Origin of the sequence: Ochrobactrum sp. A-1, assembly GCF_022488005.1 — a bacterium.
Classification (GTDB): Bacteria; Pseudomonadota; Alphaproteobacteria; order Rhizobiales; family Rhizobiaceae; genus Brucella.
In genome coordinates this window covers 544,316-566,891 of sequence record NZ_JAKVQC010000003.1, presented here as the reverse complement: position 1 = coordinate 566,891, position 22,576 = coordinate 544,316, and the positions used below count along the sequence as shown (strand labels likewise).

The following is a 22,576-nucleotide window of genomic DNA, read 5'->3' as shown; positions in this document are numbered from 1 at the left end:
ATCATTCCTGTTCACGCACCCCTTATTCTTTCCAATGATGGTAAGGCTTTTTTCGGTCAAGATCGGGTCTCAGTCTTGACGAAAATAGCGTGCATTCTGTCCTCGATGAATGTTTCCTCCACTGAGTGTGAAAGACCAGCGTTGTGATGCGTATCCGCAGTTTTTCATTTAGCGCCCTCGCTATGGCTCTCGGCTTGGCCATTGCCTGCAACAGCGCCTTTGCTTTCGACCTCAATGACGATTCCGAAAAGTCGAGAAGCCCGTTCGAACTCTTCAAGTTCGGCTTCTCCGCGTACAAGAACGGTCACAAGGACGAGGCGATCAAGGCGTTGCGCTATGCTGCGGATCGCGGCCATCAGGGCGCGAAGTGGAAACTGGCCCGCATGTATGCCGATGGCGATGGCGTGCCGGAGAACGACTACGAAGCCTACAAGATTTTCGAAAAGATCGTTCGTGAAGGCTCGGAACCGGGGTCGGAAAACGACTCCTATGTGGCCGATGCTCTTGTGGCGCTTGCTGGCTATGTGAAGCGCGGCATACCCGGCTCGCCGGTCAATGCAAATCCGGGTATGGCACGCAATCTCTATGTGCAGGCCGCATCGAATTTCGGCGATTCAGCGGCCCAGTTCGAGCTTGGCAAGATGCTGCTTGATGGCGACGGCGGGGAACGCAATTCCGTTCAGGCCGCACGCTGGTTCCAGCTTGCCGCCAAGAAAGGCAATGCCGGTGCACAGGCTATGCTCGGCAATATGCTGTTTCAGGCAGGCAAGACCGTTCGCGGCCTTGCCATGATGACGGCGGCATTCGAGCGCTGCCCGACCGAGGATTGCCCATGGATACGCGATATGCAGGAACAAGCATTCTCGATTGCCGGTGAAGCAGATCGTCGGAATGCTATCGCACTCTCCAGTGACTATGCCACCAAAGGCGATTTCTGATTTAACTGAAAACGCTCTGGTCTTGAATTAGCATCAGTTCTCAAACTGAAAGCGTTATCGTCACCGGCACATGGTCGGACGGCTTTTCCCAGGCGCGAACGTGCTTTTCCACATCACTCGATATGAAACGATTGGCCGCCTCTGGCGACAACATCAGATGGTCGATGCGGATGCCGTTGTTTTTCTGCCAGGCACCGGCCTGATAATCCCAGAACGAGTAAATCCCGGTGTCGTCGGTTGACGCACGGATTGCATCGGTAAAGCCCAGATTTTCAAGCCTGCGGAATGCCTGGCGCGATTGCGGCTTGAAAAGCGCATCGCCAACCCACTGCTCGGGATTTTTGGCGTCGTACGGCTCGGGGATGACGTTGTAGTCACCGGCAAGCACCAGGGGTTCTTCCAGGGCAAGGCGGTCTTTCGCCCACAGCTCAAGCCGCTGCATCCACGAAAGCTTGTAGGGAAACTTTTCGGTGTCTACCGGATTGCCGTTCGGCAGGTAAAGCGAAACGACGCGGACAACGCCTTTGTCCGTCGAGTAGACGCCTTCGATAAAACGCGCCTGCTCATCGCCATCGTCGCCGGGAAGACCGCGATTGACCTCATCCGGTGATTTCTTGGACAGAAGAGCGACGCCGTTGAAGCCCTTCTGGCCATGTGTTTCCACATGATAGCCGAGCGCTTCAATCTCCAGACGCGGAAACTGGTCATCGACCGACTTGATTTCCTGCAGACAGGCGATATCGGGCGAGGACTCCTTCAGCCAATGCTGGAGGTTTTCGATACGGGCTTTGACGCCGTTGATGTTCCAGGTCGCGATTTTCATATTGCTATGATTATGCGCTTGGGGAGGTGAGGGCAAGCAGGGCGCAATCGCGCGCCACAGCTTTTCATTGGCCACAATTTCAATATCCGAGGAAAATTCGGCTCAAGACCATTTGTATTGGCTGTTTTGTATTCCTATTTGCTCTGGACAGGAGCCAAACAGGAGATATTCGAATGTTCGACGCCAAGAAACTTCTCGAACAGTTTCTGGGATCACAAGTACCCGGTACATCGGGAAGTGTCCGCGACAAGGCCGGGCAGGTAACAGACCTGGCAAAGAAGAACCCGCTTGCAACGGGTGCCATCGCTGCAGCCATTCTTGGCACGAAAACCGGACGCAAGCTCGCGGGCAATGTGGCGACAGTGGGTGGCATCGCTGCCATCGCCGGGTTGGGATACCTCGCCTACAAGAACTATAAGTCCGGTCAGGCACCGCAGGAAGCTGAACAGCCGATCGCGAAAGAGCCTGAACTGCTTCCGCCACCGCCGGCCGATTCTCCGTTCCACCCGCAATCTCCAGCCATGAGCAACAGTTTTGCGCTGACACTCGTGCAGGCGATGATTGCCGCCGCCAAGGCCGATGGTCATATTGATGATGCGGAGCGGGCTCGCATCATGGAGAAGGTGAAGATTTCTGGTCTCGACGATGAAGCGGAAGCCTTCCTTGAGAAGGAACTTGCCGATCCTGTCGATCTCAATGTTCTGGTTTCAGCCGCGCAGACTGAGGAACAGAAAGTCGAGCTTTACACGGCTTCCCGTCTTGCAATAGACCCGGACAACCGGGCTGAACGTGGATATCTGGATATGCTGGCTGGCCGTCTCGGCCTGCCGGATGCCCTGGTGGACCATATCGAAGCGACGGTCGCTTCGGTAAAGGTTTGAGGTTGGTTGTTTTTCGGAAGCCATGAAAAAACCGGCCGCCACATGGCAGCCGGTTTTAAATATTCTATTCGTGTGCCGGTCAGATGGCGAAGCTGGTTCCGCAGCCGCAGGCCGAAGTGGCGTTCGGATTGCGGATCTGGAACGATTGTCCCATCAGATCATCGACGAAATCGATTTCTGAACCATCCATATAGGGAACTGAAATGGAATCGATCAGCACCTTGGCACCGAGCTTCTCGATAACGATGTCGTCGTCGGTCTGCTCATCAACCAGATCGTATTTGTAGGAAAAACCGGAACACCCGCCGCCTTCGACTGAAACGCGAAGGGCAGTCTTTCCCGGTTCCGATCCGAGTATCTTGGCTATCCGCTTTGCCGCGGAATCTGAAACGGTAATGCCTGTCATTTGCCTTGTTCCGTTTGCAATTACGAATATCGAACCAGACGATTTTTCCAGATTTCCGATAGCCGCATACTTGCCTTCATGATTAGCTGATAGCTATGAACGCGAACTGCGGAAGTCAATATTCGCACCAGTTTTGTGTAATCATATTACAGTGAAGGATGCATCGCAATGTCGCTGGAAGGAATAGGCTTTGGTTATCGCGAACGCGCGCCTTATGCCTGTGATCCTGCACGAAGCCGTGGCCGCCTGGTACCGGAGCCGGAAAGCCCGACCCGCACACCGTTTCAGCGCGACCGTGACCGTATCATCCATTCGACGGCATTTCGTCGTCTGAAACATAAGACGCAGGTTTTCATCGCTCATGAAGGCGATCATCACCGCACACGTCTTACGCACACGATAGAAGTTGCACAGATTGCGCGTGCCTTGGCTCGCGCATTGCGGCTCGATGAAGATCTGGCCGAGGCGGTGGCGCTTGTCCACGATTTTGGCCACACACCCTTCGGTCATACCGGAGAGGAAGCGCTCAACGAGCGCATGAAGGATTTTGGTGGGTTCGATCACAATGCGCAGTCGCTCAGGATCGTGACCAAGCTCGAACATCGATATGCAGATTTCGACGGACTTAATCTCTCCTGGGAAACGCTGGAGGGGTTGGTCAAGCACAACGGGCCTCTGTTGGGCACATTTGCGACGCATCCCGATGTTGTTGTTCCATTGCCGATTCTCGATTTCAATGAACGCTATGATCTGGAACTCACGCGGTTTGCCAGCTTGGAAGCGCAGTGCGCGGCCATTGCCGACGATATTGCATATAACGCTCATGATATCGATGACGGTCTGCGGGCAGGGCTTTTGAGCCTTGATGCGCTTGACGAGGTGCCGCTGACGAAACGCCTGCTCGATCTCGTGCGGACGCGTTATCCCGACCTTGATCCCGTGCGAACTGGACACGAACTGGTGCGCAGGCAGATCACCATCATGGTGGAAGACGTGATCGAAGAGGCCCAACGTCGTCTGGCAGCGGCAAAGCCGCACGGCGTGGAAGATGTGCACGGCCAGTCGCATGCACTCGTGGCGTTTTCTGATTCCATGCGCAGCGACGAAAAAGTGCTGAAGCGGTTTCTCTTCAAGAACCTCTATTTCCACGACAGTGTCGTGGTGCGCAGGCATGCCGCCGACAAGATATTGCAGGACCTTTTTGATGCCTGTTTCGCCAAGCCGTCGATCATGCCGCCAGAATGGCAATCGGGCTGCGACACGCTGGATGAGGCGGCGCGGGCACGGCGGGTTGCCGACTATCTGGCGGGGATGACTGACAATTATGCCGTGCGAGAACACCGACGATTGTTTGACCACACACCCGATTTAGCTTAATCGGGGGCCAAACGAAGCGGCATCTATCGGCGAATGGACCAGATTCCGCAAAAAATTAGAGCATTTCCAGCAAAAGTGCGAAGCGGTTTTGCGTTGGACAATGCGACAAAACAAAGCCCGGCGTAAGCCTGACAGGACAGACCATGAATATCTTTGCAGATTTCGACGCACGTATCAAAAAGACGTTGCAAGATATTGATCTGAAACCGAAAGACGGTGGCGAACTTGATCTTTCGCGCATCGGTGTCGAACCGCCGCGAGATGCTTCCCATGGTGATATTGCCACCAATGCTGCGATGGTGCTCTCCAAGGCTGTCGGTCAGAACCCGCGCGAGCTCGCCGGTCGTATCGCCGAGGCTCTTGCCGCAGACGAAGATGTCGAGACTGTCGATGTCGCCGGTCCGGGCTTCATCAATCTGCGTCTGAAGGCTACCTACTGGCAGCGCGAACTTTCCGCGATGCTGAACGAAGGCACGGATTTCGGCCGCTCGAAGCTTGGCTCTGGCTTGAAGGTGAACGTCGAGTATGTCTCGGCCAACCCGACCGGTCCCATGCATGTAGGCCATTGCCGTGGCGCCGTTGTCGGCGACGTTCTGGCCAATCTTCTCAAGTTTGCGGGCTATGATGTGGTCAAGGAATACTACATCAACGACGCCGGTGCGCAGATCGATGTGCTGGCGCGGTCCGTCATGCTGCGCTACCGCGAAGCACTCGGCGAAAATATCGGCGAAATTCCGTCTGGTCTTTATCCCGGCGACTATCTCGTTCCGGTCGGGCAGGAACTTGCCAAGGAGTTTGGCACGAAGCTTCTGGAAATGCCGGAAGCCGAAGCACTTGCTCTCGTAAAGGATCGGACGATTGATGCCATGATGGCGATGATCCGCGCCGATCTGGATGCGCTCAACGTGCACCATGATGTGTTCTTTTCCGAACGCAAGCTGCATGTGGATCACGCACGGGCGATTCGCAATGCAATCAACGATCTGACGCTCAAGGGCCATGTCTATAAGGGCAAGCTGCCGCCTCCGAAGGGCCAGCTTCCGGAAGACTGGGAAGATCGCGAGCAGACATTGTTCCGTTCAACGGAAGTGGGCGACGATATCGACCGTCCGCTGATGAAGTCTGACGGTTCTTTCACTTATTTTGCGGGCGACGTGGCATACTTCAAGGACAAGTACGACCGCGGCTTCAACGAGATGATCTATGTGCTGGGCGCCGACCATGGCGGCTACGTCAAGCGTCTGGAAGCGGTCGCAAGGGCTGTTTCCGACGGCAAGGCCAAGCTGACGGTGCTGCTCTGCCAGTTGGTCAAGCTTTTCCGCGATGGCGAGCCTGTGCGTATGTCGAAGCGGTCAGGCGAGTTTATCACGCTGCGCGATGTGGTGGATGAAGTCGGTCGTGACCCGGTTCGCTTCATGATGCTTTACCGGAAGAACGATGCGCCGCTTGACTTCGATTTTGCCAAGGTGACGGAGCAGTCCAAGGATAATCCGGTCTTCTACGTGCAATATGCTTCCGCACGTTGCCATTCGGTTTTCCGTCAGGCTGCGGACCAGCTTGGTCTCGCCGATCTCGACCGAGTCGGCATGGCCGCGCATTTCGACAAGCTGACCGACGAAAGTGAAATTGCACTCGTTCGCAAGCTCGCCGAATATCCGCGTCTGATCGAGGCTGCGGCCACTCATCAGGAGCCGCATCGGCTTGCTTTCTACCTTTATGACCTCGCCAGCGCGTTCCATTCTCAGTGGAATAGAGGCACAGAGAACCCGGACTTACGTTTTATTAAGGTTAACGATCCAGACTTGTCATTAGCCAGGCTAGGGCTGGTACAGGTTGTTTCCGATGTGCTGACTTCCGGATTGACGATAATCGGTGCGGATGCTCCAACGGAAATGCGCTAGAGTATAGTTCGAAGGTGAATACCGTTTGAGACGGATTATACTCGAAGAATGGTCTCCGCAGTGTGCGGGCCGCACTATGCGGTTCGAGATGACTTCGGAGATCAGGCGGCTGTCACGAAGCTTTTCAGGTCGAAAGACCGATTAAAGGCAAAAGTTGGCAAGTCGAACAGGTGGAAGGCCATAATGAACGCAAGTCATTGGTCTTCCTTCTGGCGCAGGAAACTTCCGTCAACTTTTGCCCACATTGCCTCGCTAAAAAGCAATGTATGGAGACGTCTTGCGACGTCCAGGGTTTGAGTTAGGAACACGCCATGACGGACAGCAGTGCAAATCCCCGTAATTACGGCGAGCGTCCGTTGCACGAAGACGATCCACTGATGGAACTGTCGCGGATCATGGACTTCGGCACGCCTGCTGATGACAACGTCGCTTGGAATGAGCGCCGACCTAGTTACTTTGAAGATAGCCGAACAGAGCCGGGCTTCGATCCATCGCTGGATCTGGAGCGAGAATTGCTCGGTGACTTCAATGATTATTCTCAGCCTACGGACCAGTCACAGTTCGCAGCGACGCCCACACACGATGATTCTCATCTGTTGGATGAACCTCTGATCCACGAAGAAGAACTTGCTTCGGCTCTGGAAGACGAGCTTGATCTTCAGATGGATGAGGATGAGCAAGCGCCGGAATTGGAAGCGCCCTCATTCGAAGCGCTTGAGTTTGAAGAAGCTGATCGTACCGAACCGGTGCCGCAATTCGATTACAGCGATTATTCGGCTGCGCGCGATTCGAACGAAGAGAGCTATGCCGCATCGTCGTCGGTCTACACTCGCCGGGAAACTGTCGAACCGCTTCATATCGATCAGACCGATTACGATCCGACGATCTATCAGCCAGCCATTGAGCCGCATGAAGAGGCTTACCAGCCTGCGCGCGATCGTGACTGGAACGTTCAGGCTGTCGAGCCAGCAGAACAATCCTATGCTGCCGTCACAGCGCCGGTCTCGCTTGAGGACGAACTGGAAAATCTCCTGTTCGGCGACGAGCCGCAGCCAGTGTCTCACGACGAGGTCCACTTTTCCCAAGCCGCGTCCCAAGTCGCGTCCCATGTCGCGCCTGCAGAGGAACCCTACGTCCACCACGACGTCGTGCCCGTGCAGAATATCGGATATCAGGACGAGCAGGAGCTGGAAGATCTGCGTTTCGACGATTTGCAGCTTGATGAGCCGGCTTATGATTCTGCACCACAGACGGCTGCTCCTGTCGAAACCTACGCCATTCAGCCTCAGGCCATACCTGCGGGATATCCGTACTACACGCGGAGCAATTTCTCATCGGGTATTGCAGGGCAGGATGCGGTAGCGACTGCACCGCAGGCCGATCATACACCTGTTGCGGTTTCCGCACCTTCGCTTGATGAAGAAGGCGATTTCTCTTTCGAAGACGATTTTTCGTTCGATGTTGAGGAAACAGCAGCTGCAATCGCTGCCGAAGGCACGGAAGACGATCTTTCGGGGCTGGATGAAATCAGCCTTTCGGAAGATGATTTTGGTTTTGAAACGTCCGGCGATGTTTCGAGCGTTCAGGACGAGAATGCTTTCAGCGAAGATGATTTCTTCACGGAAGACGATCTCGATCTGAGCGCGGAACCTGAAGAAGAAGCCACAGTCTACGCACATGCGGTGCGCTCCGACGACGATTACCTCTCTTCCCCGGTTTCGTTCTCGCAGTTCGGCAGTGCTCATGCAGCTGCGGTCAGCGCGCCTGCGCCCGAAGTTGAAACCTTGAGCGTGGCCGAAGAAAAGGTCGAGCAGACGCACTCCCTCGATTTGCCGGAAATCAATTACGGCGAAGAAGAGCTCAACGCCGGTCTTACCGATCTCGAAGCCGAATTTGCCGAGGTCTTCAATACGGTCGGCGTGGATGAAACGGCTAAAACAGATGCGCAAAGCGAAGCTGACAGGGCTTTTGAGGACATATTCCGCGAAAGCGCTTCGAGCTATCTGCCAAACTCTGGCGCCAGCCTTGGTGCTGCTGTCGGCGCCGCTGCTATGGGCGTTGGTGCTGCCGCAGCTGCGGGAGCATATGGCCGCTCGCAGGCAACGGCCCAGGCGCCAGCGCAGTCAAAAGCCTCCAACCCATTGGGCAATGAAGACGACTTCTACAATCATTGGGCAGCCCAGGGCGCACAGACCCTTGAAGGCGGCGACTATGGCGAACGCGCTGCAATGCAGGCGGAAGATGATCTTGGCAGCGCTGCCGAGGCCTATCGCAATCGTCCGGTTCGTGGCCGTCGTGGTCTCATTCTGGCCAGCGTGGCTGGTGCGGCGGTACTTCTTGGCGGGATTGGCTATCATTTCCTCGGAGGCAGCGGTTCCGGCGAGCCGGTCGTGATTCGTGCTGACAATCAGCCGATCAAGATGCAGCCGGAAAATCCGGGCGGAGCCACGGTGCCGAACCAGGACAAAGCTGTTTATGACCGCGTTGCCGGCACCTTGCCGAACAATCCGGAGCAAAAATCCCTGATTACTTCCGGTGAAGAGCCGGTAGACATTTCCGGCACGGATGACAGCGAGAATATGGCGGACACTACGCCTGACGAGCAGCCAGCAGTGAACAATGCGCCTGTCGAGAATCAGAACGCGAACCACAATGCACCGTTGGTCCAGCCGCGCGAAGTGGAAACCATGATCGTTCGCCCGGATGGTTCCATCGTCCAGCCTTCTCCGGCACCGGAGGAAACCGCTTCGCAACTGCCTCCGGCAAATAATACTGCTGAGCCGGTGGCTCCTGTCGGCGGCGATGAAATCGCTGCGCTGGCCGCTGGCAATGCACCTGCAGAACCGGCTGCGCAAACACCTGCACCGGCTCCTCAGGTACAGCCTCAGCCGACTGCGGAAGCGCCGCGCCTTCCTGTTCGTGCTCCGGTGGTGCCGTCACGGCCTGCTGAACAGCCAGTCAACATCGTCGGCAATGTTCCGCAGCGTACGCAGGCTCCGGTTGCAGCGAATCCTGCTCCGGCTCCGGCAGCGCCGCAGGTTGCGTCGGCAGCAGGTGCAGGCGGTTATTTCATCCAGATTGCGTCACAGCCCTCTGCCGAACTGGCACAGAAGTCCTATGCCAATATGGCCCAGAAATATGGCAGCGTGATCGGTGGCCGCAGTGTCGACATAAAGCGTGCCGACATTCCGGGCAAGGGCACCTACTATCGTGTCCGCGTTCAGGGCGGCTCCAAGGAAGATGCATCCGCGCTTTGCGGACGCCTCAAGTCTGCGGGTGGTAGCTGCTTCGTGACGCAGTGATTTATCAGACACTGAATATCGAAAGGGCGGCTTCGGTCGCCCTTTTTCATGGTCCACTACCAAGCCCGGATTTTTTCGGCTAAACCGAAACAGGGATACTTGAGTACAGCATTTCCAGACGATTTGAAGGACGAGCGCATGAAAGAGTGCAAGGCATGGATTGCCGGTGTGTCGGGAACGAAACTTACTCAGGACGAAATCGCGTTTTTCCGCGATGAAAGACCATGGGGCTTTATTCTTTTTGCGCGCAATGTCGAAAGTTTGGAGCAGGTTTCCGAGCTGACGGCGCATATGCGCGACCTGACAGGCCGAGACCAGACACCGGTTTTCATCGATCAGGAAGGTGGCCGCGTTCAGCGCCTTCGCCCGCCGCTCGTTCCAAACTATCCTTCGGCCTCGGAAGTCGGTGCGATCTATGCGCGTGATCGCGAAGCCGGTCTGCGCGCTGCATGGCTGCACGCTCGCCTGCATGCATTCGATTTGCTGAAGGTTGGCGTCAATGTGGACTGCCTGCCGGTTTTGGACGTACCCGTCGAAGGCGCACATGATGTCATCGGTGCCCGCGCATACTCCAAGAATCCGCACGCGGTTGCCGAAATGGGGCGAGCTGCTGCTGAAGGCTTGCTTGCCGGCGGTTTGCTACCTGTGGTCAAGCATATGCCGGGGCACGGTCGTGCGTTTGCAGACACGCACAAGGAACTCGCGCGTGTCACGGTTCCCCTGAATGAGCTGGTTGCGCATGATTTCGTGCCGTTCAAGGCGCTCAATGACCTGCCAATGGCAATGACGGCGCATGTCGTGTTCGATTGCATCGATCCGCAGCGCCCTTCGACATTGTCGCCGACTGTCATCAACACGATCATTCGCGATGTCATCCAGTTCGATGGTCTTGTCATGAGCGACGACATTTCCATGAAGGCGCTTTCGGGCGGACTCGGTGACATTGCGGACGGCATCATCGGTGCCGGTTGCGATATGGTTCTCTATTGCGCAGGCGTGATGGAAGAACTGAAGCAGGTTGCAGCGCGTGTGCCGGTTCTGGAAGGTAAGGCGAAGCGCCGTGCCGATCTGGCGGAAGTCTATGCGGGCGATCCCGATCTTTCCGATGAGGATGAACTGCGCGCAGAATTCAACGCCATGTTCGAACTGATAGCGTAATCGTCAAAACTTGGTAAACTGACTTCACCGGCGGACTGATCTGCCGGTGAACCTTATCAGCAGGGAAACGGGTTTGGCGGCATCGGGAGCAGACACAGACGGCAAAGACGGCACGCATGTGCCGATGGATGCGCTGTGGCAGGGCGATTCCGAGCGCAGTGAAAGCGAGCCGTCGCTTCTCATCGATGTGCAGGGGTTTGAAGGCCCGCTTGACCTGCTGCTGCATCTTGCGCGGAGCCAGCGCGTCGATCTCGCCCGTATTTCCGTTCTGGCGCTCGCAGAGCAGTATCTGGTTTTCGTGGAGCAGGCACGCGCCTTGCGCCTTGAACTTGCCGCCGACTATCTCGTCATGGCGGCGTGGCTTGCCTATCTCAAGTCGAAACTGCTGATCCCGAAGCAACAGGGCGATGATGGAGCGACCGGTGAAGAACTGGCTGCTTCGTTGCATTACCGTTTGAAGAGACTTGAAGCCATGCGCGATGCGGCGGCAAAACTCGTCAACCGCAACCGGCTGGGGCGGGATGTTTTCGCGCGTGGCATGCCGGAAATGGTCATGGTCGACAGGACCAGCCAGTTTTCTGCGACATTGTATGACCTTCTCACCGCCTATGCTTCGCAGCGGCAGCGACAGGCTGTTTCGCAAGTGCAGATTGCCAAGCGGGCGGTCTGGTCATTGAAGGAAGCGCGGGTGGCGCTTGTGCGTTTGATGGGGTCTGTGGGGGACTGGATTTCTCTCGACCGTTTCCTGATTGATTATGCGCTTTCGCCGCGCGAGAGGGCTTCGGCGCTTGCCAGTTCCTTCGCCGCCAGTCTTGAACTTGTGCGCGAAGGCAAGCTGGAAGTCAGGCAAAATGCTCCTTTCGAGCCGATCTACATACGGGCGACAGGAGATATCAGCGAATTGGATGAGGACGAGGATGTCTGAAGCGGAACGTCGAAATCTGGCTGAAATCGATAGTGACGACGATCAGATCGAAACAGAAGTTTCTGTCTCGACACAGGGACTTGCTGACCTCGCGCGCATTGTCGAGGCCATTGTTTTTGCCTCATCCGAGCCGGTTTCCGAACGTGCATTGGCAGAACGCCTGCCAGCCAATGTGGACGTCGCACCAGTTTTGAAGCATTTGCAGAAAATATATGAAACGCGGGGTGTGCATCTCGTTCAGGTCGGTAGCGCATGGGCGTTCCGCACCGCTCCCGATCTCGCCTTTCTCATGAGCCGCGAAGCTGTGCAGCAACGCAAGCTGTCCCGCGCTGCGATGGAAGTGCTGGCCATCATCGCTTATCACCAGCCGGTCACGCGTGCCGAGCTGGAAGACATCCGTGGCGTAGAGACCTCAAAGGGTACACTGGATGTTCTGATGGAGACCGGCTGGATCAAATTGCGCGGTCGCCGCCGCACGCCTGGTCGACCGGTCACCTATGGAACGACGGATTCGTTTCTCGACCATTTCGGCCTGCCTGAAATCCGTGATCTGCCCGGACTGGAAGAGCTGCGCGGAGCAGGACTGCTCTCGGCACGTATGCCATCGAGTTTTGCTGTTCCGGTGCCCAATATCGATCCGGATGAGCTGACGGAAGACGAAGAACCGCTCGAAGATATCGATCTGGAAAGCCTTGGCTTGCTCGCGCCACGCGGTGAATAGTCTCAGTCTGGCCTTTCTAGTGAATTTTATTTGCTGCAGAGCCGTTCACCGTCACACTTCTGTTTGAAAGATTTGTTGAAAGCGCTTAAATCGTAACTGGCATTGCAGGAACATGCCGCGCGTTCGCGGCAATGAGAGGAATAAAATGGGTAGCTTTTCCATCTGGCACTGGCTGATCGTCCTGGCGGTTGTCCTTCTTCTGTTTGGCCGCGGCAAGATTCCCGAGCTGATGGGTGATGTTGCCAAGGGCATCAAGAACTTCAAGCAGGGCATGTCCGACGAAGACGCCAAGGATGAAGCCAGGGATTCGGGTCGTACGATCGACGCCAAGGCTGACGAAACCGTCAACGACGTCAAGAAAACCACCAAGTCCTGATCTAACGGATAAAGCATGCTGCGTGCGGAATAACGCACGCAGCATATTTTGCCATTTACAAGTGCGGTTTTCCGCCGAAAGACGGGACGCGCGCGCGAATTGCGCGGGGTATCAAGAATATGTTCGACATCGGTTGGTCTGAACTTCTGATTATTGCGATCGTGATGATCGTGGTGGTCGGTCCCAAGGATTTGCCGAAAATGCTGCGTGCATTCGGCAAGGCTACTGCGCGCATGCGCGCGACCGCCAATGAGTTCAAGCAGCAGTTCGACGAAGCCTTGAAAGAGGCTGAACTTGACGACGTCAAGAACATCATCGATGAGACCCGCAAGCTCAATCCGCGCTCAAAAATCACGCAGGTATTCGATCCGATTCGAAGTGCCGGCCAGGATTTGCGCGCCGGGCTTCAGTCTACGTCTTCCATGTCTCCGGCAACACCCGATAAAGTCGCTGAAGTAACGACGCCGGTTGATGCCGGCGGCGTACCGGTTCCGCCTGCTGTGGAGCCGGTGGCCGAACAGGCCGCCGCGTCCAAGAAGGCGACCCGAAAGACTGCACCGAAGGCAGAGAATAAAGCGACTGAAGCCAAGACAGCCAAAACGAAAGCTACTCCGAAGACAGCTTCCGTCGCGAAGCCTGCTTCCAAAAAGCCCGCAGCAGTTAAGGTGGAAACAGCCAAGGCTGCTGCGACCGCATCTGCCAAGAAGACCACGAAAAAGACAGGAACCAAAGCGTGAAACGCGACGAGGACGAAATCGAACAGAGCGCAGCGCCTCTGCTTGAGCACCTGATCGAGCTACGCCGCCGCCTGATCTGGGCAATTCTGGCATTTTTCGTGGCATTTGTGGTGTGTTTTATCTATGCCAAGCAGCTGTTCAATCTGCTTGTGGTTCCGTATCAATGGGCTATCGACTGGGCCGGGATGGATCGTACCAAGGCAGAGCTAATTTATACTGCACCGCAGGAATTCTTCTTTACACAGGTGAAAGTTGCGATGTTCGGCGGCATCGTTCTGGCTTTCCCCATGATTGCGGCGCAGGTCTACAAGTTCGTAGCGCCGGGGCTCTACAAGCACGAGCGTATGGCGTTCCTGCCGTTCCTGATTGCATCGCCCATTTTGTTCCTGTTGGGCGGCGCGCTCGTCTATTTCTTCTTCACGCCGATGGTGATGTGGTTCTTCCTTGCCATGCAACAGTCGGGCGGCAACGGTGAAGTGCAGATATCGCTTCTGCCGAAGGTGTCGGAATATCTGAGCCTCATCATGACGCTCATCTTCGCTTTCGGTTTGGTCTTCCAGCTACCGGTGGTCACGAGCCTCATGGCCCGCGTTGGTCTGGTGACCTCGGCTGGCCTGAAGGACAAGCGCAAATACGCAATTGTCATCGCTTTCATCGTCGCTGCAGTCCTGACGCCGCCCGATCCGGCGAGCCAGATCGGCCTTGCCTTGCCGACGATCCTTCTCTACGAGATTTCAATCATCGTGGCTCGCATGATCGAGAAGAAGCGGGATGAGGCGCAGGAAGCTTCCGACGCTGAAGACAACGCTTCATCGTCCTGATTTGTCACTATAATTCTGTGAGGTCGCAGGTTGTGCGGCCTCACTTCTGTTCAATTTCACGAAACGGCTTTTCCCATGCTCGACATCAAATGGATTCGCGAAAACCCTGAAACCCTCGACAAAGCGCTCGCCAAGCGTGGGGCTCAGTCGCTGTCGTCCGAGTTGATGGCGCTGGATGAAAAACGCCGCGAATATGTCGGCAAGGTTCAGGCTGCGCAGGAGCGGCGCAACGCCGCCTCGAAGGAAATCGGCAAGGCCATGGCTGCGAAGGACGCAGCAACGGCTGACAAGCTGAAGGCCGAAGTTGCCGAGTTGAAGGATTTTCTTGCTCAGGCCGAGGATGAAGAACGTCGCCTGACCAAGGAACTGAACGACGCCCTGTCGACCATCCCCAATATTCCGCTTGAAGACGTGCCGCTCGGCAAGGACGAAAGCGACAATGTCGAAGTTCGTCGCGTCGGCAACCAGCGCAACTTTGCCTTTCAGCCGAAGGAACATTTCGAGCTGGGCGAGGCGCTCGGCTACATGGATTTCGAGCGCGCTGCAAAGCTCGCAGGTTCGCGCTTCACCGTGTTGAAGGGGCCGCTTGCGCGTCTGGAACGTGCGCTTGGCCAGTTCATGCTCGACCTGCACACCATGGAACACGGCTATACCGAAACGATGCCACCGCTGATGGTGCGCGACGAAGCTGTCTACGGCACCGGCCAGCTACCGAAATTCTCGGAAGACCTGTTCCGCACCACGGACGGCCGCTGGCTGATTCCAACCGCCGAAGTTCCGCTGACCAATCTGGTTGCCGATGAAATCGTCGATACCAAATCGCTTCCCCAGCGCTACACGGCGCTGACCCCATGCTTCCGTTCGGAAGCGGGTTCTGCCGGTCGCGACACGCGCGGTATGCTGCGCCAGCACCAGTTCCTGAAAGTGGAAATGGTGTCGATCACCGATGCCGACAGTTCAGTTGAAGAGCATGAGCGCATGACCGCCTGTGCAGAAGAAGTGCTGAAACGCCTTGGTCTGCCTTTCCGGACTGTGGTGCTTTGCACCGGCGACATGGGCTTCGGCGCACAGAAGACCTACGATATTGAAGTATGGCTGCCCGGCCAGAACACCTATCGCGAAATCTCCAGCTGCTCGGTCTGCGGTGATTTCCAGGGGCGTCGTATGAATGCCCGCTATCGTCCAGAAGGCGAGAAGTCGACCCGTTTCGTACACACGTTGAACGGTTCGGGCGTTGCCGTCGGTCGTGCGCTGATCGCTGTTATGGAAAATTATCAGGAAGAAGATGGCAGCATTCATATTCCTGAAGCATTGCAGCCATACATGGGCGGCCTCACGCGTATAGAGAAAGCTGTGTGAATCACAGCTATTGATAGCCATAATGAAGGAGTGACGACGTGCGAATTCTGCTGACGAACGATGATGGTATCCACGCTGAAGGCCTCGCAGTTCTGGAGCGGATCGCACGCAAGCTCTCCGATGATGTATGGGTTGTCGCTCCGGAAACTGATCAGAGCGGCCTCGCACATTCGCTGACGTTGTCGGAACCACTCCGCCTTCGCCAGATCGATGAGCGCCATTTTGCATTGCGCGGCACGCCGACCGATTGCGTCATCATGGGTGTTCGCCATGTTTTGCCGGGGGCGCCTGATCTCGTCCTCTCCGGCGTCAATTCCGGGGCGAACATGGCCGACGACGTAACCTATTCGGGCACCGTCGCCGGTGCAATGGAAGGAACCTTGCTCGGTGTGCGAGCCATCGCGCTGTCGCAAGAATATGAATATGAGGGTGATCGCCGCATTGTGCCGTGGGAAACGGCTGAAGCCCACGCTCCAGACCTTATCAAAAAGCTGATGGAGGCAGGCTGGCCGGAAGGGGTGCTTCTAAACCTGAATTTCCCGAATTGCGGTCCCGAAGAAGTCAGGGGTGTGCGCGTCACGGCGCAGGGCAAGCTTAGCCACGATGCGCGCCTCGACGAGCGCCGGGATGGGCGTGGTTTCCCGTATTTCTGGTTGCATTTTGGTCGGGGCAAGGCTCCGGTGGCTGACGACAGCGATATCGCTGCCATTCGTTCCGACTGCATTTCAGTCACTCCGTTGCACCTTGATCTGACCGCGCATAAGGTTCGGGCGGAGTTGAGCGCAGCACTTGGGGTTGAAGCATGAGGCAGGCAGCGTCTGAGCGCCCACGGCTTTCGGACAGAGAAGGATTTTTATCCTTCGTTATGCGGATGCGCGGATACGGGATTGACGATCCGCGTCTTTTTGCGGCCGTTGAAGCTACACCTCGCCAAAGTTTTCTCGCGTCGTCATGGTCTCATCTTGCCTATAGTCCGCGTACAGCGCCGCTTGACTGCGGCGAATATATGGAAGGCATCGATGATCAGATTCGGGCTATAGCCGCGCTCAAGCTAGAGACTGGTCATCGTGTACTCGAGATAGGGACCGGTTCCGGTTTTACAGCGGCTGTCATGTCTTCGCTTGTCGGTCGTGTCACGACGGTTGAGCGTTATCGCAAGCTTTGTGACCACGCCTTGCAGCAATTCGTATCGCTGAAGCGCGAAAACATCATGGTCAAGCATGCCGATGGTCGCCACGGAATGCCGGGTGGTCCCTTCGACCGTATCCTGATCTGGCTCGCCTTCGAGGACGTGCCGCGTCATTTCGTTGATCTTCTGGCAACGCATGGCGTACTGATCGCTCCGATCGGCCCAGGTGATGGCCCGCAGGTTATGACCCGCATCGCCAAAGTCGGGAGCCGATTCGAGCAGGAAGACCTGATGGCGGTCCGCTACCAGCCTTTCATCGAGGGCGTCTCGTCCGTTCTGTGAACGGCGGCGTATCGATTCGTCAAAATGATGGCTCTTAGGCTCTCTCCGTCCGCGCCGGGGAGGGCTTTCGGGCGCTTTGTGCGCTTATGGTATTTAATTGGTGAATATTTTTTCGAAGATATGCCGTTCTTAACCAGAGAGTAACATTAACGCGTTTTAATCACCTTACTGAGTTTCGAGTATGGGCGAGTTGAACATGCGTTTACAAATTTTGCAGCACACGTCTGAACGTCTCCTGCGGAATGTCGCGATCGTTCTGATTGCCGGTTTTGGTGCCGGGTGCAGTGCCGATACGATGCGCTTCACTGATGGTATCAGTACGGGCTCTACGTCCAGTCAGCGTGTCGCACAGCAGCCGGCTGGCGATCTTTATGCATCTGCGGCTCCCGTAGCTCCCGCTTCGAGCGGTTCCGTTCAGCGCAATTCACTGCCTCCTGTGTCTTCTGCGCCGATGGCAGCGCCTGTGGCGGCGGCACGGCAGTCGGTTCAGGCTCCGGTTGCAGCGGCATCCAATAACATTCAGAATCAGGTAGGGCGGGCGCAGGATATGGCTGCAAACCGTGTGAACAACACGGTCAATGCCGCTGAAACCAAAGTTGCCAGCGCGGCCACCTCCACGCGCAACACCGTAAACGGTGCGCAGGAAAAGGTTCTCGGCCAGCTTCCGGCGAACCCGGCCATGCCACGACCAACGGATAACAATATCGCGGTCGTCCCGCAGGCACCTGCCGTCAACGGCAAGAAGCCTTCGGCAAACGATATGGCTTCGGCAGGCGCAAACGCTACGACGCCGCCAGCGCCGAACGGTACCTACACGGTTAAGAGTGGCGATTCGCTCTTCTCCATCGCGCAGAAGCATAACGTTCCTGTCGAGCAGTTGAAGAAGGCAAACGGCCTGTCGAACGGCGCTATCCGGGTCGGCCAGGCGCTCGTCATTCCTTCTGCCGCAGCGGGCAATGCAACGCAGGTTGCTGCAGTTTCGCAGCCGCCGGAAAATCCGGCCAAGGCTGCCACGGCACCAGCCGCCAATGCCGATGTGAAGCCTTACACGCCGCCAACGGCGAGCAACAAGGTGATCGAGGACGCCGAAAAGGATCAGGCGGCAGCGCCTTCCTCAACCGGCATTTCCCAGATGCGCTGGCCGGTACGTGGCCGTATTCTCGCAAGTTTCGGCCAGCGTGACGGTACATCGGTGAGTGACGGCATAGACATCATGGTTCCGGAAGGCACATCGGTGAAGGCTGCTGAAAACGGCGTCGTCATCTATGCCGGTGACGGTCTCAAGGAGTTCGGCCAGACGGTTCTGATCCGCCACGATAATGGCCTTGTCACTGTTTACGGTCACAACAGCCAGATACTGGTTCAACGTGGGCAGAAGGTGCGTCGCGGCGAAGAAGTTGCAAAGTCGGGTATGAGCGGCAACGCGAAGTCTCCGAAGCTGCATTTCGAAGTGCGCAAGAATTCGTCTCCGGTCAATCCTAACAAGTATCTGGAATCCTGATAAAAAATGATCAGCTAAAGAAAGAAGGCGGGCCAGAAGCCCGCCTTTCTTTTATGGTTGGTTCATCGTTTTACATCGCAATCCCGAGGCGACCTGCCAGATCCTGGATATATTGCCATGCAACACGTCCCGAACGGTTTCCGCGTGTCGTGGACCATTCCAGCGCTTCGGCATGCATCTTGGCCGGATCGTAAGCCAGCTTAAAATAGGCCGCATAGCCATCGACCATGGCGAGATAATCGTCTTGGCTGCATTTGTGGAAGCCAAGCCAAAGACCGAAACGGTCTGAAAGCGATACTTTTTCCTCAATGGCTTCCGAAGGGTTGATTGCCGTCGAACGCTCGTTGTCGATCATGTCGCGCGGCATCAGATGGCGCCGGTTCGACGTCGCATAGAAGATCACATTACCGGGACGACCTTCCACGCCGCCTTCAAGGGCAGCCTTGAGCGATTTGTAGGACGTATCGTCATGATCGAAGGAAAGGTCGTCGCAGAACAGGATGAAGCGATAGTCCGTTTCCTTGATGAGGTTCATCAATGTTGGAAGACTATCGATATCCTCGCGATGAATTTCGATCAACTTCAGCGGAGCGCGGTCCGACATTTCTGCATTCACGCTTGCCTGCGCAGCCTTGACGAGCGAGGATTTGCCCATGCCGCGCGCGCCCCAGAGCAGCACATTATTGGCTGGAAATCCCTTTGCGAAGCGGCGGGTATTGTCTACGAGCTGGTCACGTACCAAATCTACGCCACGGATCAGTGCTATATCCACTCGGTTAACACGCTTGACCGGATCCAGGGTCAGTCGTTCGGGAGCCCAGACGAAGCAGTCTGCGGCATCAAGATCGGGTGTTTTGGCTTCCGGCGGCGCGATGCGTTCCAGAGCGGCGATCAAACGGTCCAGTTTCTGGCTGAGTATGTCTTCGGTCGTCATTTCATGCCCCTGATGATAGGGGTAACGGCTTAACATGTCACAGCGGAGGCGAAAAGTGTGCGACCTTGGCGCAGGCGGGATCATCGCCGGTTGCATTTGGCGCGCTAACCATTGTAATGCCGATAATAATTTGTCTTCGAGACTTCAGAGGAGTTCCTAATGTTCGTAACACCGGCTTTCGCTCAGGCATCCGGCGGCGCTGTTGGACCAGATATGCTCATGAGCATTCTGCCGTTCATCCTGATCTTCGTGATCATGTACTTCCTTATCATCCGCCCGCAGCGGACCCAGATGAAGAAGCGTCAGGAAATGCTGACCCAGGTTCGTCGCGGCGACACCGTGGTGACCGGCGGCGGCATTGTCGGCAAGGTTCAGAAGGTTGTTGATGACAACGAACTTGAAGTCGAAATCGCTGAAGGCGTTCGCATCCGCGTCATGCGCAGCACGCTGATGGATGTTCGCGTCAAGGGCGAGCCCGTCGCCGACAACAAGAACAAATAATTCTTTTTACGACACGCAGGCCCCGGTAAGATTTCCATAACCGGGGCCTGCGCATTATTCGGTAAGCGCTAATATACGATGCGCGTGCCACGACGCCGGAGAGCGGTTCGCAACAGGTGAACTCCGGCATGCTCTATCCAAGCTGATACGGAATTGCTGCTCTATGCTCTATTTTTCACGCTGGAAATCTGCCCTGATCTGGCTTGCGGTTCTCGTGAGTTTCATCATTGCATCCCCTAACTTTTTCTCGCGTGAAACGCTGGCAAAACTGCCAAATTTCCTGCCGAAGCAGCAGATCGCCCTCGGGCTAGATCTCTCCGGCGGCTCTCGTCTGGTTCTGCAAGTGCAGAATGCTGGACGAGGGGAACTCGAGCGCACGGCCAATATTATGCGGCAGCGCCTGGAGGAGCTCGGTTATGGTAAACCTCTTGTTGAAGAGGAAAACCGCAATCAGATTCGGGTCGAAGTTCCCGGCGTCTATGACGCGCAGCTTCTGAAAGACATTCTCAGCGTTCGCGGTGACTTCTCTTTCCGCGCTGTAGACAGCACCATGTCGCCTGATGATGCCATTCGTGGCACGCCACCGGCTGACAGTGAAATCATCTATTCCTATGACGATCCGCCGGTCGGCTATCTCGTTAAGAAGCAGCCGATCTTGACTGGCGCCAATGTAACCGATGCCAAGGCGACACTGTCGGACGACGATACCGAGCCTCTCATAACGCTGACGTTGGACGATGCAGGCCGCAAGAACCTTGCCGAAGCAACATCGCATCTGGTTGGTGGTAGCTTTGCTATCGTCGTCGATAACCAGATCGTTTCAGCGCCCGCCGTTGATGAGAAGCTCGATACCAACGAGCTACAGATTTCAGGTGCTTTCGATCTTCAGGCTGCCAACAACATGGCGGTCGTACTGCGCTCCGGTGCGCTGCCGCAGAATGTCACGGTTCTGGAAGAACGCACAATCGCATCGGCTCTGGGCGAAGACTATGCCAGTGCGGCTGCGTTGGCGGCCTTGCTTGCAGCACTGCTCGTCGGCCTGTTCATGGTCTTGTCCTACGGTATCCTCGGCGTGATCGCCATGGTCGCATTGGCCGTCAATATCATCATCCTGACAGCCATATTATCGCTGATCGGCGCCTCGATCAGTCTCGCCAGCATTGCCGGTCTGGTGCTGACTATCGGCTTGGCCGTTGACGCCCACATCCTGATTTACGAGCGCGTGCGCGAAGATCGCCGCAAGGGCTATTCCGTCGTTCAGGCTATGGAATCCGGATTCTATCGCGCTCTCTCGACCATTATTGATGCGAACCTCACCACACTTATTGCAGCGCTCGTTTTGTTCCTGCTCGGATCGGGAACAGTTCATGGCTTCGCGCTGACGGTGGCGGTTGGTATCGGTACGACGCTTTTCACCACGCTTACCTTCACCCGTCTGCTGATCGCGCAATGGGTACGCACGGCCAAGCCGAAGGAAGTGCCGAAGCGCCGTCTGAAACTGGTTCCGACTGTAACGCACATTCCGTTCATGCGTCTGCAATTCGTGACGCTCGGCATCTCGGTGCTGGCCTGCGCCATCGTGGTCGCGCTGTTCGTCAATATCGGCTTCAATTACGGCATTGATTTCCGTGGTGGCTCGATGGTTGAACTGCAGGCCCGCAGCGGCGACGCCAACCTTGAAGACATCACCGAGCGTCTTACCGAACTCAACATTGACAGCGCCCGTGTCCTGCCGGCAAAGTCCCCGCGCTCTGCCCTTGTCATTATAGGCAGTCAGGAAGTTGGCGACGATGCCGAACAAACCGTCGCCGTGAAGCTGCGTGGAGAGTTCGAACAAGATTATTCGTTCCAGCGCGTTGAAGTCGTTGGCCCGACAGTTTCGGAACAGCTTTCCCGCGCCGGTATTCTGGCGGTTATTTTGTCGCTGATCGGCATCTTCATCTACGTATGGGTCCGGTTCCGCTGGCAACTCGCGCTTGGCGCGGTGCTGTCGACCTTGCACGACGTTATTATCCTCGCGGGTATGTTCATTGTTTTCCGCATGGAGTTTAATCTGTGGAGCGTTGCGGCGATCCTGACGATCATCGGGTATTCGCTCAATGATACGGTCGTGATTTACGACCGTGTGCGAGAGAATCTGCGCGTCTATAAAAGCGCGCCGTTGCCTGCCATCATCGACGCCTCGATCAACCAGACGCTGTCACGCACCTTACTGACGTCCTTTGTGACCTTTCTCGCACACATCCCGCTCTATGCCTTCGGTGGCGCGGACATCCGCAGCTTTGCACTGGCACTGAGCGTCGGTATTATTGTTGCAAGCTATTCATCGATCTTCATTGCTGCTCCATTGCTGGTTCAGTTCGGCCTCAAGCCACGCGGGCCGGATGAATCCAGCGATCAAATGGATGACGAACTGGCACAATCGCTGAATTTGGAAAGCTGAA

20 protein-coding genes are annotated in these 22,576 nt (G+C 56.2%); 17 read left to right on the top strand and 3 right to left on the bottom strand.

Annotated features, from left to right (window positions below):
* Positions 1-146 precede the first annotated feature (146 nt).
* Positions 147-938, top strand: coding sequence for a tetratricopeptide repeat protein (locus tag MKS82_RS04465; protein WP_240578378.1), 792 nt, complete (start codon positions 147-149; stop codon positions 936-938).
* 40 nt (positions 939-978) lie between these two features.
* Here the strand turns inward: MKS82_RS04465 and xth are convergent, their stop codons facing one another.
* A complete protein-coding gene (xth, locus tag MKS82_RS04460; protein WP_061346429.1) occupies positions 979-1,761 on the bottom strand; it encodes an exodeoxyribonuclease III in 783 nt (260 codons plus the stop codon).
* 173 nt (positions 1,762-1,934) lie between these two features.
* Between xth and MKS82_RS04455 the strand changes: the two genes are divergently transcribed.
* Positions 1,935-2,642, top strand: coding sequence for a tellurite resistance TerB family protein (locus tag MKS82_RS04455; RefSeq protein WP_109987663.1), 708 nt, complete (start codon positions 1,935-1,937; stop codon positions 2,640-2,642).
* A 79-nt stretch (positions 2,643-2,721) separates the two neighbouring features.
* On the opposite strand, the gene erpA is transcribed toward MKS82_RS04455, so the two are convergent.
* A complete protein-coding gene (gene erpA / locus MKS82_RS04450) occupies positions 2,722-3,048 on the bottom strand; it encodes an iron-sulfur cluster insertion protein ErpA (protein WP_006471759.1) in 327 nt (108 codons plus the stop codon).
* A gap of 168 nt (positions 3,049-3,216) precedes the next feature.
* Between erpA and MKS82_RS04445 the strand changes: the two genes are divergently transcribed.
* The 13 genes from MKS82_RS04445 to dipM all read left to right on the top strand — a co-directional run bounded on the left by MKS82_RS04445 (position 3,217) and on the right by dipM (position 18,697).
* Positions 3,217-4,425, top strand: coding sequence for a deoxyguanosinetriphosphate triphosphohydrolase (locus tag MKS82_RS04445; protein WP_109987664.1), 1,209 nt, complete (start codon positions 3,217-3,219; stop codon positions 4,423-4,425).
* A 143-nt stretch (positions 4,426-4,568) separates the two neighbouring features.
* The gene (gene argS, locus MKS82_RS04440; protein WP_109987665.1) at positions 4,569-6,326 is read left to right on the top strand and encodes an arginine--tRNA ligase; all 1,758 of its coding nucleotides are present in this window, start codon (positions 4,569-4,571) and stop codon (positions 6,324-6,326) included.
* 311 nt (positions 6,327-6,637) lie between these two features.
* Positions 6,638-9,628 (top strand): SPOR domain-containing protein, encoded by a 2,991-nt coding sequence (locus MKS82_RS04435; RefSeq protein ID WP_109987666.1) that lies wholly within the window; start codon positions 6,638-6,640, stop codon positions 9,626-9,628.
* Between the two features lie 138 nt (positions 9,629-9,766).
* Entirely contained in the window at positions 9,767-10,786 is a 1,020-nt protein-coding gene (gene nagZ / locus MKS82_RS04430) for a beta-N-acetylhexosaminidase (RefSeq protein WP_109987667.1), read from the top strand.
* Positions 10,787-10,859: 73 nt separating this feature from the next.
* Positions 10,860-11,711 (top strand): segregation and condensation protein A, encoded by an 852-nt coding sequence (locus MKS82_RS04425; protein ID WP_109987668.1) that lies wholly within the window; start codon positions 10,860-10,862, stop codon positions 11,709-11,711.
* Positions 11,704-12,432, top strand: a complete 729-nt coding sequence (gene scpB, locus MKS82_RS04420; protein WP_061346422.1) for an SMC-Scp complex subunit ScpB — start codon at positions 11,704-11,706, stop codon at positions 12,430-12,432. Before MKS82_RS04425 ends, scpB begins: the two co-directional genes overlap by 8 nt.
* Before the next feature lie 145 nt (positions 12,433-12,577).
* Positions 12,578-12,808: a twin-arginine translocase TatA/TatE family subunit gene (locus tag MKS82_RS04415; RefSeq protein ID WP_006466664.1), complete on the top strand. Its 231-nt coding sequence runs from the start codon at positions 12,578-12,580 to the stop codon at positions 12,806-12,808.
* Between the two features lie 119 nt (positions 12,809-12,927).
* Positions 12,928-13,545, top strand: coding sequence for a Sec-independent protein translocase protein TatB (gene tatB, locus MKS82_RS04410; protein WP_109987669.1), 618 nt, complete (start codon positions 12,928-12,930; stop codon positions 13,543-13,545).
* A complete protein-coding gene (gene tatC, locus MKS82_RS04405) occupies positions 13,542-14,366 on the top strand; it encodes a twin-arginine translocase subunit TatC (protein ID WP_109987670.1) in 825 nt (274 codons plus the stop codon). Before tatB ends, tatC begins: the two co-directional genes overlap by 4 nt.
* 75 nt (positions 14,367-14,441) lie before the next feature.
* Entirely contained in the window at positions 14,442-15,725 is a 1,284-nt protein-coding gene (gene serS / locus MKS82_RS04400; RefSeq protein WP_109987671.1) for a serine--tRNA ligase, read from the top strand.
* A 38-nt stretch (positions 15,726-15,763) separates the two neighbouring features.
* The gene (gene surE / locus MKS82_RS04395) at positions 15,764-16,531 is read left to right on the top strand and encodes a 5'/3'-nucleotidase SurE (RefSeq protein WP_109987672.1); all 768 of its coding nucleotides are present in this window, start codon (positions 15,764-15,766) and stop codon (positions 16,529-16,531) included.
* The gene (locus tag MKS82_RS04390) at positions 16,528-17,196 is read left to right on the top strand and encodes a protein-L-isoaspartate(D-aspartate) O-methyltransferase (RefSeq protein ID WP_109987673.1); all 669 of its coding nucleotides are present in this window, start codon (positions 16,528-16,530) and stop codon (positions 17,194-17,196) included. The genes surE and MKS82_RS04390 overlap by 4 nt, the downstream gene beginning before the upstream one ends.
* A gap of 181 nt (positions 17,197-17,377) precedes the next feature.
* A complete protein-coding gene (gene dipM / locus MKS82_RS04385; protein WP_109987674.1) occupies positions 17,378-18,697 on the top strand; it encodes a cell division endopeptidase DipM in 1,320 nt (439 codons plus the stop codon).
* 70 nt (positions 18,698-18,767) lie between these two features.
* On the opposite strand, the gene MKS82_RS04380 is transcribed toward dipM, so the two are convergent.
* Positions 18,768-19,631, bottom strand: a complete 864-nt coding sequence (locus MKS82_RS04380; RefSeq protein WP_109987675.1) for an ATP-binding protein — start codon at positions 19,629-19,631, stop codon at positions 18,768-18,770.
* Positions 19,632-19,790: 159 nt separating this feature from the next.
* Here MKS82_RS04380 and yajC point away from each other — a divergent pair, with 159 nt between their 5' ends.
* Both yajC and secDF read left to right on the top strand, forming a co-directional pair.
* Positions 19,791-20,132: a preprotein translocase subunit YajC gene (yajC, locus tag MKS82_RS04375; protein ID WP_010661250.1), complete on the top strand. Its 342-nt coding sequence runs from the start codon at positions 19,791-19,793 to the stop codon at positions 20,130-20,132.
* A 163-nt stretch (positions 20,133-20,295) separates the two neighbouring features.
* Entirely contained in the window at positions 20,296-22,575 is a 2,280-nt protein-coding gene (gene secDF / locus MKS82_RS04370) for a protein translocase subunit SecDF (protein WP_240578377.1), read from the top strand.
* Position 22,576 lies beyond the last annotated feature (1 nt).

Bases quoted from the DNA above. Each gene is read 5' to 3' on its own strand.
- MKS82_RS04465 (WP_240578378.1), top strand. From the start codon at position 147: ATGCGTATCCGCAGTTTTTCATTTAGCGCCCTCGCTATGGCTCTCGGC.
- xth (WP_061346429.1), bottom strand. From the start codon at position 1,761: ATGAAAATCGCGACCTGGAACATCAACGGCGTCAAAGCCCGTATCGAA.
- MKS82_RS04455 (WP_109987663.1), top strand. From the start codon at position 1,935: ATGTTCGACGCCAAGAAACTTCTCGAACAGTTTCTGGGATCACAAGTA.
- erpA (WP_006471759.1), bottom strand. From the start codon at position 3,048: ATGACAGGCATTACCGTTTCAGATTCCGCGGCAAAGCGGATAGCCAAG.
- MKS82_RS04445 (WP_109987664.1), top strand. From the start codon at position 3,217: ATGTCGCTGGAAGGAATAGGCTTTGGTTATCGCGAACGCGCGCCTTAT.
- argS (WP_109987665.1), top strand. From the start codon at position 4,569: ATGAATATCTTTGCAGATTTCGACGCACGTATCAAAAAGACGTTGCAA.
- MKS82_RS04435 (WP_109987666.1), top strand. From the start codon at position 6,638: ATGACGGACAGCAGTGCAAATCCCCGTAATTACGGCGAGCGTCCGTTG.
- nagZ (WP_109987667.1), top strand. From the start codon at position 9,767: ATGAAAGAGTGCAAGGCATGGATTGCCGGTGTGTCGGGAACGAAACTT.
- scpB (WP_061346422.1), top strand. From the start codon at position 11,704: ATGTCTGAAGCGGAACGTCGAAATCTGGCTGAAATCGATAGTGACGAC.
- MKS82_RS04415 (WP_006466664.1), top strand. From the start codon at position 12,578: ATGGGTAGCTTTTCCATCTGGCACTGGCTGATCGTCCTGGCGGTTGTC.
- tatB (WP_109987669.1), top strand. From the start codon at position 12,928: ATGTTCGACATCGGTTGGTCTGAACTTCTGATTATTGCGATCGTGATG.
- serS (WP_109987671.1), top strand. From the start codon at position 14,442: ATGCTCGACATCAAATGGATTCGCGAAAACCCTGAAACCCTCGACAAA.
- MKS82_RS04390 (WP_109987673.1), top strand. From the start codon at position 16,528: ATGAGGCAGGCAGCGTCTGAGCGCCCACGGCTTTCGGACAGAGAAGGA.
- dipM (WP_109987674.1), top strand. From the start codon at position 17,378: ATGGGCGAGTTGAACATGCGTTTACAAATTTTGCAGCACACGTCTGAA.
- MKS82_RS04380 (WP_109987675.1), bottom strand. From the start codon at position 19,631: ATGACGACCGAAGACATACTCAGCCAGAAACTGGACCGTTTGATCGCC.
- yajC (WP_010661250.1), top strand. From the start codon at position 19,791: ATGTTCGTAACACCGGCTTTCGCTCAGGCATCCGGCGGCGCTGTTGGA.
- secDF (WP_240578377.1), top strand. From the start codon at position 20,296: ATGCTCTATTTTTCACGCTGGAAATCTGCCCTGATCTGGCTTGCGGTT.